Below are 14,622 nucleotides of genomic sequence, written 5' to 3'. Positions count from 1 at the left end.
TGAACGGCGGCCTTTTGCGGGCCGCCGTTTTTGTTGCCGTTTTTGTCGCTATAAGTGCACCGCAACAAACCGTCAAACACCGGTTTCATTCACCCGCTCGAAGCACACTCCACGCGCCCCGCCCGCGCCTCCTTCGTTTGGAGTCTCCCACCTGGGTCAATTCACTGGCTAATCCGGCCGCCGCGCCATATAAATCTGGAGTCGGACAAAGTCCTGCCAGTCTGCACGCTATTGGAAATGGAAAGCCGAAGCCCGCGGACACGCGGCGACATAAAACCAGGAGGGAGACAATGGCAACATCGCAAGCGGCCCCCGCGCGGTGGGTCGACGGCAAGCGCTATTTATGGCTGCTCGGCGCGCTCACCATCACCTTGCCGTTGCACGCCGCCCATCTGGCGTTGCAGACCGGCTGGCCTATCTTCTGGTGGTTCGGGCCGATTTTCGTGTTCGGCATTATCCCGGTACTCGACTTTCTGATCGGCGACGACCCGGGCAATCCGCCCGAGGAGGTGGTCGCGACGCTCGAAAAGGAACGCTACTACCGCCGCATCGTCTATCTCGCCACTTTCGTCGAATACGTGTCGTTCTTCGGCGCGGTGTGGATCGTCGGCACGCATGCGCTGAGGTGGTACGACTATCTCGGCTTTGCACTCTCGCTGGGCGCGGCGACCGGCGTGTCGATCAATACCGCGCATGAACTCGGTCACAAGACCGACCGGTTCGAACGATGGCTCGCGAAGATCACGCTCGCCCCGGTCGCATACGGGCATTTCTTCGTCGAACACAATCGCGGTCATCATGTGCGCGTGGCGACGCCGCCCGATCCGGCCAGTGCACGTTATGGCGAGTCGTTCTGGGCCTTTCTGCCACGGACGGTGTTCGGCAGCATCGTATCGGCATGGCGCCTGGAAAGACACCGGCTCGAACGCCTCGGTCAATCGCCGTGGACGTGGCGTAATGAAGTACTGCACTCGTGGGCAATGACAGTCGTGCTGTGGGGCGCGATGATCGCGTTGTTCGGCAAGACAGTCATCCCGTTCCTGCTGATTCAGGCGGCGTACGGTGCGTCGCTGCTCGAGGTGGTCAACTATCTGGAGCACTATGGGCTCGGTCGCAAGCAGCGTGCGAGCGGCCGTTATGAGCGCTGTCAGCCGCAGCACTCCTGGAACAGCAATCGCATCGTGACGAACCTGTTTCTGTACCAGTTGCAGCGTCACGCCGATCATCATGCGAATCCGACGCGCTCGTATCAGGCGCTGCGCCATTTCGACGGCGCGCCGCAATTGCCCTCCGGTTACGCGACCATGATCATGGTCGCGTATGTGCCGCCGCTCTGGTTCCGCGTGATGAACCCGCGCGTGGTCGCACACTACCAGGGCAACATGGCGCAGTCGAATATCCGGCCGGCGATTCGCGAGCGTGTGCTGGCGCAGCTTGCCGGGTAGCGCGAAGTCGCAGGTAATAAAAAAAAAGACGCCGCCCGGTTGATGCCGGGCGGCGTCTTTTCAGCGGAGATTGAAGCGTGATCTCACCGCCGGTCGAATGAGTCTTTTTCCCGGCGAAGCCGATTAAGACCAAAGCTCCGACATTTCGATGTTACGCAGATCGAACACCAGCACTTCCGCATCTTTGCCTTGCGTGAAGGTCAGCGCTTCTTCGCCGCGGACCCGCGCACCATCGCCCTCGCCAAGTTCGACGCCGTTCACCGTCACGCTGCCGCGCGCCACGTGCACATAGGCATAGCGGTTGCTGGCGAGTTCGAGGCGGGCGGTTTCGTCGCCGTCGAAAAGGCCCGCATAGACGCGCGCATCCTGTTGCAGCGCCAGCGATTCGTTCGCACCGTCCGGCGACAACACCAGACGCAGCACGCCGCGCTTCTGATCCGCACCGAAGCGGCGTTGCTGGTAACGCGGCGGCGTGCCTTTTTGTGCCGGCGCAATCCAGATTTGCAGGAAATGCACGGGGTCGCTTTTCGAATGGTTGTATTCGCTATGCGCGACGCCGGTACCCGCGCTCATCAACTGGATGTCGCCGGGCACGATCACCGAACCGGTGCCCATCGTGTCCTTGTGTTCCAGCGCGCCTTCCAGCACGTACGAAAAAATTTCCATGTCGCGATGCGGGTGCTTGCCGAAGCCTTGCGCCGGCGCGACGCGGTCGTCGTTGATCACGAGCAGGTCGGAGAAGCCGTTCTGCTTCGGGTCGTGGTAGTTCGCGAAGGAAAACGTATGACGTGAGCTGAGCCAGCCGTGCTCCGCGCGGCCGCGTTGATTGGCGTGTCTGATTTCGAGCATCGTATTTCTCCTTGGTTTGTGCGATCCGGCCAGATGTTTGTCCGCGATCCATGAGCGACAGTGTAGGTCAATCAGGATGTATATAATCATGTCTATATAGGAAACACTGTCACGTATGAGTGGACAATACAATGCAACTCGATGACATGCGGATCTTCGTCGCCACGGTCGACGCCCATAACTTCACCGCGGCGGCCAACCGGCTGTCGCTATCGAAGCAGTTCGTCAGCCGGCGCGTGATGGCGCTGGAAGAGGCGCTCGGCGTGCGGCTGCTGATCCGCAATACACGCAAGCTCGCCGTGACCGAACTGGGTCAGGAGTTTTACGAGCGCGCGAGGCGCATCCTGGGTGAAGTGGAGGATGCCGAGCAGGCGATGTCGCTGCGGCGCGCCGGGCCGCGCGGTTTGTTACGGGTCAGCGCGCCGATGTCGTTCGGCATGATGCATCTGTCGCCGCTCGTGGCAATGTTTCTGCGCAAGCATGGGGATGTGCGGTTCGATATGGAACTGAGTGATCGCACTGTCGATGTGGTGGGCGAGGGCTTCGATATGGCGATCCGGATCGGCACGTTGCCGGACTCGACGCTGATCGCGCAGAAGCTCGCCGATGTGCGGATGGTCGCCTGTTGCAGTCCTGCTTATGTGCGTCGGCGCGGAGCGCCCAAAGTGCCTGCCGATCTGGAGCGGCATTCCTGCTTGCTGTATGGGCAAGGTGGGGCGGTGAGCTGGGAGTTCGTTGTCGATGGGGCGCTCAGGAGTTTTGAAGTGCGGGGGCCGCTGCGGGCGAATAACGGCGATCTGATTCGCGATGCGGCTGTAGCCGGATTGGGGATCGTTCGGCTTCCCGATTTTATCGTGGCCGATGCTATCAGGCGCGCTCAGTTGGTGACCGTGCTGGACGAGTTCCAGCCTCGAGGGTTGACCGCTTACGCTGTGTATCCGCAGCATCGGCAGAGTTCGGTGACGATTCGGGTTTTCGTCGCTTTTTTGCGGGAGCAGTTGGGGAAGGTTCTGGTTGCCTGATTCCGGCGGCGCTGCGCGCTCCGAAGGGTACTTCGCACAGGTCAGGTCGGCTCGGCTGCTCCCGTCTGCCCACCCATGGCGGCGCAAGCCGTTCGCTTTGCGCCGCCGTTGGCAGCTTCCTGCTTCCCGCTGATTTACCCGTTCCGGAAAATGAAGCTGTAGCCGTTCAGCGCCGGCACGCCGCCCAGGTGGGCGTACAGCACGCGTGAACCTTCCGGAAATTCGCCCTTGCGGACCATGTCGATCATGCCGTGCATCGATTTGCCTTCGTACACGGGATCGGTCAGCACACCCTCGAGGCGCGCGCACAAGCGGATTGCCTCGAGCGTGCCTTCGTTCGGCAAACCATACTCCGGACCGCCATAGCGTTCGTCCAACACCACGTCCTTGCCGGTGATGTCGCGCCCGAGGCCGACTTTTTCCGCCGTCTGTCTGGCGATTCGCGTGATCTGCTCGCGCGTCTGCGCAGGTTTCGCGGAGGCGTCGATGCCGATCACGCGGTCAGCCCGGCCATCCGCAGCAAAACCGACCACCATGCCGGCTTGCGTGCTCCCCGTCACCGAACACACCACGATGTAGTCGAACTTGAAGCCGAGTTCGGCTTCCTGCTGCCGTACCTCTTCCGCAAAGCCCACAAAACCGAGGCCGCCCAGCGGATGGTCGGAGCAGCCCGCCGGAATTGCGTACGGTTTGCCGCCGGCGGCCCGCACGCTCTCCAATGCGTCTTCCCAGCTCTTGCGAAAACCAATGTCGAAACCATCCGCCACCAGCCGCACGTCGGCGCCCAGAATGCGCGACATCTGGATGTTGCCGACGCGGTCGTACACGGCGTCCGAATAGTTGACCCAGTTCTCCTGCACCAGCACGCACTTCATCCCCAGATGCGCCGCAACCGCCGCCACCTGGCGGGTCTGGTTCGACTGGATCCCGCCGATCGATACCAGCGTGTCGCAGCCCTGCGCCAGGGCCTCGGGAATCAGGTACTCGAGCTTACGTGTCTTGTTGCCGCCAAACGCAAACCCGCTGTTGCAGTCCTCGCGTTTCGCATACAGATGCACCTTGCCGCCAAGGTGGTCGCTCAGACGCTTCAGCGGCTGGATCGGCGTCGGCCCAAAAGTCAGCGGATAGCGAGGGAATCGTTGCAGGTTCATAACAGCTCCGGTTGTAGGTTTGACGCGAACAGCAAGCTTTCGCGTTAAACAGATGGTAGGCAAAAGTGCTGGAAATGAGCTTGCAAAAAAATTCCAGTGAACCTACTTTAAAGACTGGATAATCTAAAACGACTTAATAAAACGTCGTAGGGAAACCCATGAACGCAACAAAAATTCGTAGCCTATCGACGGCTGAAGCCGCTCCGCGCGAGGCGCTCGATCGCATCGACCGCGCGATCCTGCGTCAGCTGCAAATCGATGCGTCGATTTCGAACGTCGCGCTCGCGGCCAAAGTGAAGCTGAGCGCGCCGGCGTGTTTGCGGCGCGTGGAGCGGTTAAAGGAGTCCGGCTTGATTCGCGGAGTCGTCGCGTTGATCGATCCGAAAGCGGCGGGCGCGGGCATGCTGGTGATCATCGGCGTGGTGCTGGATCGCTCCACGCCGGAGTCGTTCGCGGACTTTGAGAAAGCCGCGCAGAAGGTGCCGGGTTGCATGGAGTGTCATGTCGTCACCGGCGAGTTCGACTACTTCATGACGATCCGCACGCGTGACAGCGACAGCTTCAATCGCCTGCACGCGGAGCAGTTGCTGTATCTGCCGGGCGTGCGCCAGATCCGCTCGTTCATGGTCCTCAAGGAGATCCTGTCCACGACCCGATTTCCGCTTTGACATGCTGCTTTCACGCGAAAAGGCGCGCATGCTGTCATAAAAACCGCACGGGGCCGACTAAGCATCGGGACCACCCGCGGGAGGCGCCAGAGGCGCTGGAACGGGGTGAATGGAACGGATTTTCCGGGGCGATCATCATGACTTGCGGCAGACGGATATTCTTCAGATTAATCGGCGCGGCTTCGCTCGCCGGCGGTACATCGGCCTGGCGCGCGGCCTTCGCGGCGGGTGCGAACGCAGCGGTGGCGTACGAGGTCACACATAGCGAAGCCGAGTGGCGCAAGCTGCTCACCGACGCGCAGTACAAAGTTCTGCGCGAAGCGGGCACGGAGCGGCCTTTCACCAGCCCGCTAAACGACGAGCACCGCGCGGGCACGTTTGCATGCGCCGGCTGCAAACTGGCGCTGTTTTCTTCGAAGACCAAGTTCGACAGCGGCACGGGCTGGCCAAGTTTCTGGCAGCCTCTGGATCATGCGGTCATTACCCGCTCCGACAAGTCCTTCGGCATGACGCGCGAGGAGGTATTGTGCCGGCGTTGCGGCGGCCACCTGGGCCACGTATTCGACGATGGACCCAAGCCGACCGGTCTGCGCTATTGCATGAACGGCCTGGCGCTGGTCTTTACGCCGGCGGCGGCATGAGCAGGCGTCGCACGGAACGAGCTTATCCAATCAGGACGAACATCATGAGTATCGGAAAACGCGTCATTGGCAAACCGGCCCGCTCGCGCGTAGCGGCCATCATGCTTTCGCTTGGACTGTGCGCTGTGGCGTTGCTGGGGACGCAGCGCGCGGCATTCTCGTCCGAGGCCGCGGTCGTGATCGCACCGCCCGCGCTCGACGAACCGGTGTCGGCGGCCACGTCGCACGAGGAGACTGCGGTGTTCGCGGGCGGTTGCTTCTGGGGCGTGCAGGGCGTCTTCCAGCACGTGCGCGGCGTGACGAAGGCCGTGTCGGGCTATTCCGGCGGCCAGCGCGATACCGCGCAGTACGAAACCGTCAGCGGTGGCAGCACCGGTCATGCCGAGTCCGTTCAGGTCACTTTCGATCCGACCAAGGTGAGCTATGGCCAGTTGCTGCAGGTGTACTTCTCGGTGATTCACGACCCGACCGAGCTGAATCGCCAGGGGCCCGACAGCGGCACGCAATACCGCTCGGCGGTGTTCCCGCTCAATGACATGCAACGGCGCGTCGCGCAAAGCTATATCGCGCAACTCGACAAAGCGCATGTTTTCTCCGCGTCGATCGTCACGAAGACGGAGCCGTTCAAGGGCTTCTATCCGGCCGAGTCTTATCACCAGAACTACCTGACGCTGCATCCCAATTCAGCGTATATCGCGATCAACGACATGCCGAAGGTCGCGAACCTGAAGCGCCTGTTCCCGGCTCTGTATCGTGACAAGCCGGTGCTGGTCGAAACGGCGCAGCAGTAGAGCGGTCCTGATCCGGCGTGAACCGGACCTCGAGTCAAAAGTCAGCCGGAAGCCGCCCTCGCCTGGGTTTCGCCTCGGTCTGCGTGGCGCGGTCCCAGCGCTTGAGCCACGGCGTGACGAAGTCGGCGAAACCATCCGCCGGCGGCGACAGCGCACGTTCGGTCGAGCGATAAACGCACACCTCGCGGATCGTTTCGGGATCGACGATCCGCTTCATCACCAACCCGAATGTCCTGGCGAGCGGCGCGACGTAGGCTGGCGCGAGCGTCACAGCGAGCCCTTGCGCGGCAAGGCCGAACGCGGTGGTGACGTTGTCCACCACGTCCACCGGAATGATGCGCGCCTCGGCCGGCAGATTGGCCAGCATCTGCTCGACTGCGCGCTCGTGATCGCGCCCGGTGGCGACGATCGGCACATCGCGCAGATGCTGCCACACCATCCGGCGCCGCGCGTTCAACGGATGCGACGGCGCGCACCACATCACCCACGGGCTCGCAAACGCCGCATCGCGGCGGACCCGCGTGCCGCTCTGGCGGTCGGGGCCGATCGCCAGATCCACGTCGCCGCTCTCCACACGCTCGACCAGTTGCTCGACCACGGTGTCGAAAATGCGCACCACCACCTTGGGTTTATCGCGCGCATACTCGGCGATGGCCGCCGGCAGCGCGGTCGCCGCGATCACCAGCGGCGCGCCGACCCGCACGATGCCGGCGGCGCGGTTGCGGATATCGTCGGCGGATTGGGCGGCCGCGCGCACATGGCGCAGCACCGATTCGGCCGATGACAGAAAATCCTGTCCCGCGCTCGACAGATTCACTCGCCGCGTAGTACGGTCGAAGAGACGAAAGCCCAGTTCCGTTTCCAGCTCCGCGAGCAACTGGCTGACGGCCGACGAAGTCAGCCCCAGCCGCTCCGCCGCCGCGCCGATACTATGCAAATCGACGATGGCGAGAAACGCTTCGAACTGCCGGATAGTGACGCGAGTGAGAGGCATGAGGCGATTCTAAAGAAAAACTTACGAATCGTGAAAAAACCATTGATTGTGCGCGGCAGCCGCCTAACCGACACTCGTTCTTCCCGACATCCGAATCCAGCGCCGCATTAGACTTCGTCTTTCTGCAACGGCCCATACTCAAGGAATGACCATGTTCGACCATATTCCCGCTTACCCCGGCGACCCGATCCTGAGCCTGAACGAGGATTTCCAACTCGACCCGCGCCCGAACAAGGTCAACCTGAGCATCGGCATCTACTTCGACGATGCCGGCAAGCTGCCGGTGATGGACGCCGTGCGCCGCGCCGAAAGCGCGCTGCTCGAGGCGATCGGGCCGCGCTCCTATCTGCCGATGGCCGGCCTGCCACAGTATCGCGACGCGGCTCAGGCGCTGGTGTTCGGCGCCGCCAACGAAGCGCGCGCGGCCGGCCGGATCGCGACCTTGCAGACGATCGGCGGCTCGGGCGCGCTGAAAGTCGGCGCCGATTTCCTGAAACGCTATTTTCCGGCCTCGCAGATCTGGATCAGCGATCCGAGCTGGGAAAATCATCGCGTGGTGTTCGAAGGCGCGGGGCTCACGGTCAACACCTATCCGTACTACGACGAACGCACCGGCGGCTTGCGTTTCGCCGACATGCTCGACACGATCGGCCGCTTGCCGGAAAAGAGCATCGTGTTGCTGCACGCGTGTTGTCACAACCCGACCGGCGTCGATCTGAACCCGGCTCAGTGGGACGAACTGGTGCCGGTATTGCTGCGGCGCAATCTGATTGCGTTCGTCGACATGGCGTACCAGGGCTTCGGCGCAGGTCTGGAAGAAGACGCGGCCTGCGTCCGTTTGCTGGCCGCGGCCGGCGTGCCGTTGATCGCGGCCAATTCGTTCTCGAAGAATTTTTCGCTGTACGGCGAACGCTGCGGCGCGTTGAGCGTGGTCTGCAGGAGCGCGGAAGAGGCCGGTCGCGTGCTCGGTCAATTGATGTCGACGGTGCGCGCGAACTACAGCAATCCGCCGACGCACGGCGCGCGCCTCGTTGCCAATGTGTTGTCGGACACGTCGTTGCGCGCCTCTTGGGAGGCGGAACTCGGCGATATGCGCGAACGGATTCTCGCGATGCGCGAGACGATTCACGCGGGCCTCGCGGGCCGCGTCGATGAAGTGATGCGCGCACGGTATGTCGCGCAGCGCGGCATGTTCACCTATACGGGTCTGAGCGAAACACAAGTCGAGCGCTTGCGTAGCGAATACGCGGTGTATGTGCTGCGCTCCGGGCGCATGTGCGTTGCCGGTTTGAATGCGCGCAACGCGGACTATGTGGCGTCGTCGATAGCGGCGGTCGTGGCGGGCGCATAGCAGAATGAAACGCCATAAATGGAGACCCTGATGACTACCCTGGAATTGCCGCCGGCAACCGCACCGAAGTACGCCGCAATGCATCCCGACGAATGGCAGGCACGCGTGCAACTGGCTGCGTGCTACCGCGTCTTCGATATGCTCGGCTGGACCGAGATGATCTACAACCACATCACGTTGCGTGTGCCGGCGAGCGTCAGCGGCGGCGAACGGCATTTTCTGATCAACCCGTTCGGCCTGCACTACAGCGAGGTGACAGCGAGCAATCTCGTGAAGATCGACGCGCAAGGCCGTGTGCTCGATAACTCGCCCTATCCGGTGAATCCGGCGGGGTTCGTGGTGCACGCGGCGATTCACGAAGGCTTGCCTGACGCACACTGCGTGATGCACACGCACACCACGGCCGGTGTCGCGGTGGCCTGCCTCGAAGACGGCTTGCAGCAAACCAATTTCTATAGCGCGCAATTGCACGACCGCGTGGCGTATCACGACTTCGAAGGCATCACCGTGCATGCGGAAGAAGGGCCGCGGCTGCTCGAACACATCGGCAACAAGCAGGCAGTGATTCTGCGCAACCACGGTCTGCTCGCATGGGGCCACACGCTGCCGCAAACCTTCGCGGTGCTGTGGACGCTCAACCGCGCGTGCGAGATTCAAATGGCGACGTTCTCGATGGGCCGCGCGCGGCCGGTTCCCGAGGAGGTTGCAATCCGCTGCTCGCGCGACGCGTTGCAGTTCGATCCGCGTCACGGTGAGGGGCAGGACGTGTTCGACGCCCTGGTGCGCAGGGTGGACCGCATCGACGCCAGCTATAAGGATTGAGGCATAAGGATTGAGGCATAAGGATTGAGGCATAACGATCGGGACGGAAGGATTGAAACAGAAGGTCTGAGCCGCGCATCGGCGCAGGATCAAAGCGAGGATTGAAACAATGAAAGTAGCTATCTACGGTGCGGGCGCGATCGGCGGCTGGATGGGCGTGAAGCTCGCGCAGGCCGGTCACGGCGTGAGCGTGGTGGCGCGCGGCGCGACGCTTGCCGCGTTGCGGCAACATGGGTTGCGCCTGATCGAAGGCGGCCAGACGCATACCGTGCAGGTGAACGCGAGCGAGCACCCGGCGGAACTGGGCGCACAGGATCTCGTCGTGGTGGCGGTCAAGGGGCCGGCGATGGCGTCGGTGGCCGCACATATTGCGCCGTTGCTGAGCGCGCAGACGACCGTGCTCACCGCGATGAACGGCGTACCGTGGTGGTTCTGCGACGGGCTTGGCCGCGACTTCGCCGGCAAGCGGCTCAAGTCGATCGACCCCGACGGCGCGATTGCCGCCGCCATTCCGACCACGCAGACGGTGGGCTGCGTCGTGCATGCCAGCTGTCTGGTCGATGCGCCCGGCGTCATCCGGCATCATCAGGGCAACGGGCTGATCGTCGGCGAGGCGTCCGGACAACCGGGCGAGCGCGCGAAGGCGCTCACGGCGACGCTGGCCGCGGCGGGTTTCGATGCCTCGATGTCGGAGCAGATTCAGCGCGACGTCTGGTACAAGCTGTGGGGCAACATGACGATGAATCCGATCAGCGCGATCACCGGCGCGACGACGGACCGGATTCTCAGCGACGAACTGGTGCGCGGCTTCGTCACGAGCGTCATGCTGGAGGCGAAGGAGATCGGCGCGCGTTTCGGTATTCCGATCGGGCAGGCGCCGGCGGATCGGCACGAGGTCACGCTGAAACTCGGCGCAATGAAGACGTCCATGCTGCAAGACGTGCAGGCAGGCAAGGCGGTCGAACTCGACGCGCTGGTGGCAGCGGTGCGTGAGTTGGGACAACTGACCGGCGTACCGACGCCGTATACGGACGCATTGCTCGGCCTCGCGCGTTTGCATGCGAGCACGCTGGGGTTGTATCCGGGGCGTTAAAGCGTACCGGCAGGGTGAGCCGTCCCGCGCGCACTAAGCGGGACGGACCAGATCGTCACGACGTTTCTAAACGGAGAAGGCCGTGAGACACGAGCGTGTGTCACGGCCTTCTCCAATAGCGCCGACCGGCGAATAGGCTTAGTCGGCTCCGGCTCCGGCTCCGGCTCCAGTTCCAGTGGCCCCGATTACGGCCCCGGCCGTATGCGCCGACTGACGCGTGTACTGCAACGAGGCCGCTGTCCGGCACTCTTCGATCATCGCGCGGAACGTCGGCACCGAGTGTGAAGCGCCGGTCGCTCCCGTTTCGGCGCCGCGTTCCGATGGGCCGTCGCCGACGGCCACGATCACCGTCGCCCGAGGCCGCCATTCGCGCGTGCGCCGCAGCATGTTTCGCAGGTATGGCGGCGAATCCGGCGCGTCGAGTGAGACGATGCAGATGATCGGCGCGTCCCTGAAGTTCGGTTCGTCCGCACGCGCGCTGCGATACCCCGAATGGGTGGCCATCATCGACGCGAGGCCGTGGCGTGCCAGCAATTGCACGGCGATCGCCGTGGTCACTTCGTCGAACGCGCCGCGTCCGGGCACACATAGCACCGACGTTTTGTCGGTTTCCTGATGCGCCTGCAAGCGGGCCGAAGTGTGGCCGTCATGCCGCTCGGAAAGATCAGCCGATGCCGACGCCGATGCGGACCCGGCGGATTCGGCCGGCTCCGTGCGCGACAGACGATCCGGCACGCCGTCCACAACCTCCAGGTTCTCGACGATATCGACCAGCGCGTCGTTGATCCGCGACAACTGCTCAGGCATCAGCACGCCGCGCATCGCGTCGTTGCGGGCGAGCTTGAGCCCTTCCAGCGCGACTTCGTCGTAGTAATCGATCAGCGACATCTCGCGCAGCAGCCGCTCGGCCTGCACGATGGCTTCATGCGGATCGTCCGCGAGCAGACGCTGATAGAAATTCTGCGCGGGCGAGAGCGCCGGCTGATCGCCCAGCAGTACGGTCAGGAAGTTCAGCCGGTCTGCGTAACGGCCCAGCGTGACGACGCACAAGGTGAGCGGGGTCGACAGCACGAGCCCGATCGGCCCCCACAGCCAGCTCCAGAAAATGGCCGCTACCACCACGGCCAGAGGCGACAGGCCCGAGCGATGACCGTACAGATACGGCTCGGCGATCTGCCCGGCCACCACGTCGACAACGATGAACAGGATCAGCGTGTAGACGGCCATCGTCCATTGCGGCTGGATGGCGGCGGCAAGAAACACGGCCAGCAGCGCGGCGATCCAGATGCCGATGTACGGCACGAAGCGCAGCAACGCGGCGATCACGCCGAACAGCAGCGCGCCAGGCACGCCGATAATCGCGAGACCGATGGCGATGGTCCCGCCGGCGCCCAGGTTCACGCCGAGTTGCGCGACGAAGTAGCGGCTCAGACGCCCGGCGGCATCGTTGATCGCGGTGGTGGTACGATGCAGATCGCGCGAGCCGAATAGACTGATCAAACGGTCGCGCAGATCTTCGCGTTGCAGCAGGATGAAGATCGTCACCACCAGCACGATGAAAGTGGTCTCGATCGGCGCGATGGCCGGCGACAACGCGCGTTGGGCGAGTTGCAGCGGCGTCGGCGACGGCTCGTGGACTTCGACCGGTGTCGGCACGGCGGGCGCGTTGCGGGCGGCGCGGCCGGTTGGGCGCGGCGGGGGCGGCCGCGTCGGCGCGACGCGTTGCAGCGTGGCGGCGGCGCGGGTCATCAGCGAATCGGCGCGCCCAACGGTCTTCTCCTGCACCGTCTCGATCTTCTGTTCGATCGCCACCTGATACTGCGGCAGATCGCCGGCCAACTGCACCAGCTGCGCGCCGATCAGCCCGCCGACGGCCAGCAAGGTGGCGAGGGCGAACAGCACCGCGATGAAGATCGACGGCAACTGGCCCATGCGCAGCCGCCGCAACGCCTGCACCAGCGGCGCAAGCAGAAAGCTGAGCAGCACCGACAGCGTGATCGGGATCAGCACCTCGCGCCCGAAGTAGAGCGCGCAAACCACCACCACGCCGGTGACCACCGAGACCAAACCATGCAGACCCGGTGTCCCTGGCGGGTATACGCGGTTCGGCCGCTCCTGCGGCGGTAAGGATAATTTCATGAGCAAAACGTTCCGATGTAGTTGCGCCGGCGCTTGATCGACGGCGCGCGAGGATAAGCCGGCGGCGGCCGATGGAGCGCATCGGCAATTCGTATGGCTGGATTGTAGGCGTTTTGATGGGCGCGGGTTTTACCCCATTCTTACCCCATGTGCATCCGCAACAGTTCGAGCAGTTGCGAGCTCTCATAGAGCAGCAAGCCGATAAAGCCGCCGACGATCGTCCCGTTGATGCGGATGTACTGCAAGTCCTTGCCGATATTCAGCTCGATTTGCCGCGACATCTCGTGTGCATCCCAGTTCTTCACCGTGTCGCTGATGTGGCGCGTGAGGAACTGGGCGAAGTCCGGCGCCATTGCACGCGCCGCTTCTTCCAGATGGTCGTTCAGCGATTGGCGCAGCGCCGGATCGTGCGCCAGTTCGCGGCCCACCCATTGGCCCATCGCGACCACTCTCGCGTGCAATGCGGACTCGCTGCTGTCCAGATCGCGCTTGAGCCATGCGCGCAATTCGGTCCACATGTCCTTCACATAGGTGCCGAACGCATCGCCTTCCACCAGGTAACGTTTCAGTTCCTCGCCTTTTTGCAGGAACGCCGGATCGTTCTTGAGCCGCGCGATCAGCCGTTGCACGGCTCCGTCGAACTTCTGGCGAAGCTGATGAGCCGGATTTTCGCTGATCTGCTCGAGCATCCGGTTCACGACGTTGGCGATCGTCTCGGCGGCTTGTTCGCCGATCCACGCGGACGGCAGGATTTTTTCGATCGTCGGATATTCGCTCCTGACCCAATCGACGATGCGCGCGGCGATGAATTCACGCGCCTGCGGCTCGCGCAGCAGGGCTACGACCTGCTCAATGCCGGCGTCGAGCAATTCCTGATGACGGCCGTCTTTGGTCAGCGTGTCGAGAATCGCGCCGAGCGATTGAGACAGATCCACTTTCGCGAGCACGTCGCGCAAGGCGTCCTTGATGAAGACCTGAATGCGCACGTCGTCGGTCAACTCGAGGATCCCGCCCGTCAGTTTGACGACATAGTCGCCCAAACGATCGGCATTGGCGGGCGTGGTGAGCCATGAAGTAATGCCTTGCGCCGGATTGTGTTTGCGGATCAGCCCGACGATCGACGACACATCCAGAAACTTGTCCTGCACGAAGACCGCGAGGTTGTCGGCGATCTTGTGCTTGTTCTTCGGAATGATGGCCGTGTGCGCGGAGACGATCGGGATCGGCACGCGGCGAAACAGCGCGACCACCGCGAACCAGTCGGCGAGCGCGCCGACCATCGCGGCCTCCGACACCGCCTTGATCCCGTCGACCCAGACGCCGCGCGGCATGAAAGCCGTCACGACGAAAATGCAGGCAGCGGCCAGCAGCAACAGCAACGGATTGCGCTTGGCCTTTTTCAGCTCGGTCTCTTTGTTCATGGGCAGCAGGGCAGCGGAGTCTGTTTGGTTGGAAGGCGATTGAGTTGACATGGCACGGCTGACGCTCGACGCGCGGGTCCGGAAACGCGAGTGTAGCGCCGCGGTTCCGGCGGTGTGTCCCGTGCTCAGGGCGTCGTTTGTCCCGCCTGCGCGGTAACATCTCCGGTTAGACTGCGGGGCGACGACGAAGCAACGATGCAGCAACGACTGAGCAGGTCGATCGGGCGAGCACCGC

The 14,622-nt window shown here is 63.2% G+C and carries 13 protein-coding genes; 8 read left to right on the top strand and 5 right to left on the bottom strand.

What is annotated here, in order from left to right:
- Positions 1 to 290 precede the first annotated feature (290 nt).
- On the top strand, positions 291 to 1,445 hold the full coding sequence (locus DLM46_RS07335) for an alkane 1-monooxygenase (RefSeq protein ID WP_115100102.1): 1,155 nt from the start codon (positions 291 to 293) through the stop codon (positions 1,443 to 1,445).
- Positions 1,446 to 1,568: 123 nt separating this feature from the next.
- Here DLM46_RS07335 and DLM46_RS07330 read toward each other — a convergent pair whose 3' ends face one another.
- Positions 1,569 to 2,294: a pirin family protein gene (locus DLM46_RS07330; protein WP_115100101.1), complete on the bottom strand. Its 726-nt coding sequence runs from the start codon at positions 2,292 to 2,294 to the stop codon at positions 1,569 to 1,571.
- A 131-nt stretch (positions 2,295 to 2,425) separates the two neighbouring features.
- Between DLM46_RS07330 and DLM46_RS07325 the strand changes: the two genes are divergently transcribed.
- Positions 2,426 to 3,316, top strand: a complete 891-nt coding sequence (locus DLM46_RS07325; protein ID WP_115100100.1) for a LysR family transcriptional regulator — start codon at positions 2,426 to 2,428, stop codon at positions 3,314 to 3,316.
- A 134-nt stretch (positions 3,317 to 3,450) separates the two neighbouring features.
- Here the strand turns inward: DLM46_RS07325 and DLM46_RS07320 are convergent, their stop codons facing one another.
- Entirely contained in the window at positions 3,451 to 4,467 is a 1,017-nt protein-coding gene (locus DLM46_RS07320) for a 1-aminocyclopropane-1-carboxylate deaminase (protein ID WP_115100099.1), read from the bottom strand.
- 158 nt (positions 4,468 to 4,625) lie between these two features.
- Between DLM46_RS07320 and DLM46_RS07315 the strand changes: the two genes are divergently transcribed.
- From DLM46_RS07315 to msrA, 3 genes are all read left to right on the top strand, one after another.
- Positions 4,626 to 5,135, top strand: a complete 510-nt coding sequence (locus tag DLM46_RS07315; RefSeq protein ID WP_115100098.1) for an Lrp/AsnC family transcriptional regulator — start codon at positions 4,626 to 4,628, stop codon at positions 5,133 to 5,135.
- Positions 5,136 to 5,272: 137 nt separating this feature from the next.
- Entirely contained in the window at positions 5,273 to 5,776 is a 504-nt protein-coding gene (msrB, locus tag DLM46_RS07310) for a peptide-methionine (R)-S-oxide reductase MsrB (protein WP_115100097.1), read from the top strand.
- A gap of 44 nt (positions 5,777 to 5,820) precedes the next feature.
- Entirely contained in the window at positions 5,821 to 6,567 is a 747-nt protein-coding gene (gene msrA / locus DLM46_RS07305) for a peptide-methionine (S)-S-oxide reductase MsrA (protein ID WP_115100096.1), read from the top strand.
- Between the two features lie 34 nt (positions 6,568 to 6,601).
- Here the strand turns inward: msrA and DLM46_RS07300 are convergent, their stop codons facing one another.
- A complete protein-coding gene (locus DLM46_RS07300; protein WP_115100095.1) occupies positions 6,602 to 7,561 on the bottom strand; it encodes a LysR family transcriptional regulator in 960 nt (319 codons plus the stop codon).
- A gap of 151 nt (positions 7,562 to 7,712) precedes the next feature.
- Here DLM46_RS07300 and DLM46_RS07295 point away from each other — a divergent pair, with 151 nt between their 5' ends.
- From DLM46_RS07295 to DLM46_RS07285, 3 genes are all read left to right on the top strand, one after another.
- Positions 7,713 to 8,912, top strand: a complete 1,200-nt coding sequence (locus DLM46_RS07295) for an amino acid aminotransferase (protein WP_115100314.1) — start codon at positions 7,713 to 7,715, stop codon at positions 8,910 to 8,912.
- A 30-nt stretch (positions 8,913 to 8,942) separates the two neighbouring features.
- Positions 8,943 to 9,734 (top strand): class II aldolase/adducin family protein, encoded by a 792-nt coding sequence (locus tag DLM46_RS07290; RefSeq protein ID WP_115100313.1) that lies wholly within the window; start codon positions 8,943 to 8,945, stop codon positions 9,732 to 9,734.
- A gap of 109 nt (positions 9,735 to 9,843) precedes the next feature.
- Positions 9,844 to 10,827, top strand: coding sequence for a 2-dehydropantoate 2-reductase (locus tag DLM46_RS07285; protein WP_115100094.1), 984 nt, complete (start codon positions 9,844 to 9,846; stop codon positions 10,825 to 10,827).
- Positions 10,828 to 10,965: 138 nt separating this feature from the next.
- Here the strand turns inward: DLM46_RS07285 and DLM46_RS07280 are convergent, their stop codons facing one another.
- Entirely contained in the window at positions 10,966 to 12,966 is a 2,001-nt protein-coding gene (locus DLM46_RS07280) for an AI-2E family transporter (protein WP_115100093.1), read from the bottom strand.
- 140 nt (positions 12,967 to 13,106) lie between these two features.
- Positions 13,107 to 14,387, bottom strand: coding sequence for a DUF445 domain-containing protein (locus DLM46_RS07275; RefSeq protein WP_115100092.1), 1,281 nt, complete (start codon positions 14,385 to 14,387; stop codon positions 13,107 to 13,109).
- Positions 14,388 to 14,622: the final 235 nt, after the last annotated feature.

This window comes from Paraburkholderia lacunae, assembly GCF_003353175.1.
Taxonomy (GTDB): Bacteria; Pseudomonadota; Gammaproteobacteria; order Burkholderiales; family Burkholderiaceae; genus Paraburkholderia; species Paraburkholderia lacunae.
This window is presented reverse-complemented; position numbering and strand designations above follow the sequence as displayed.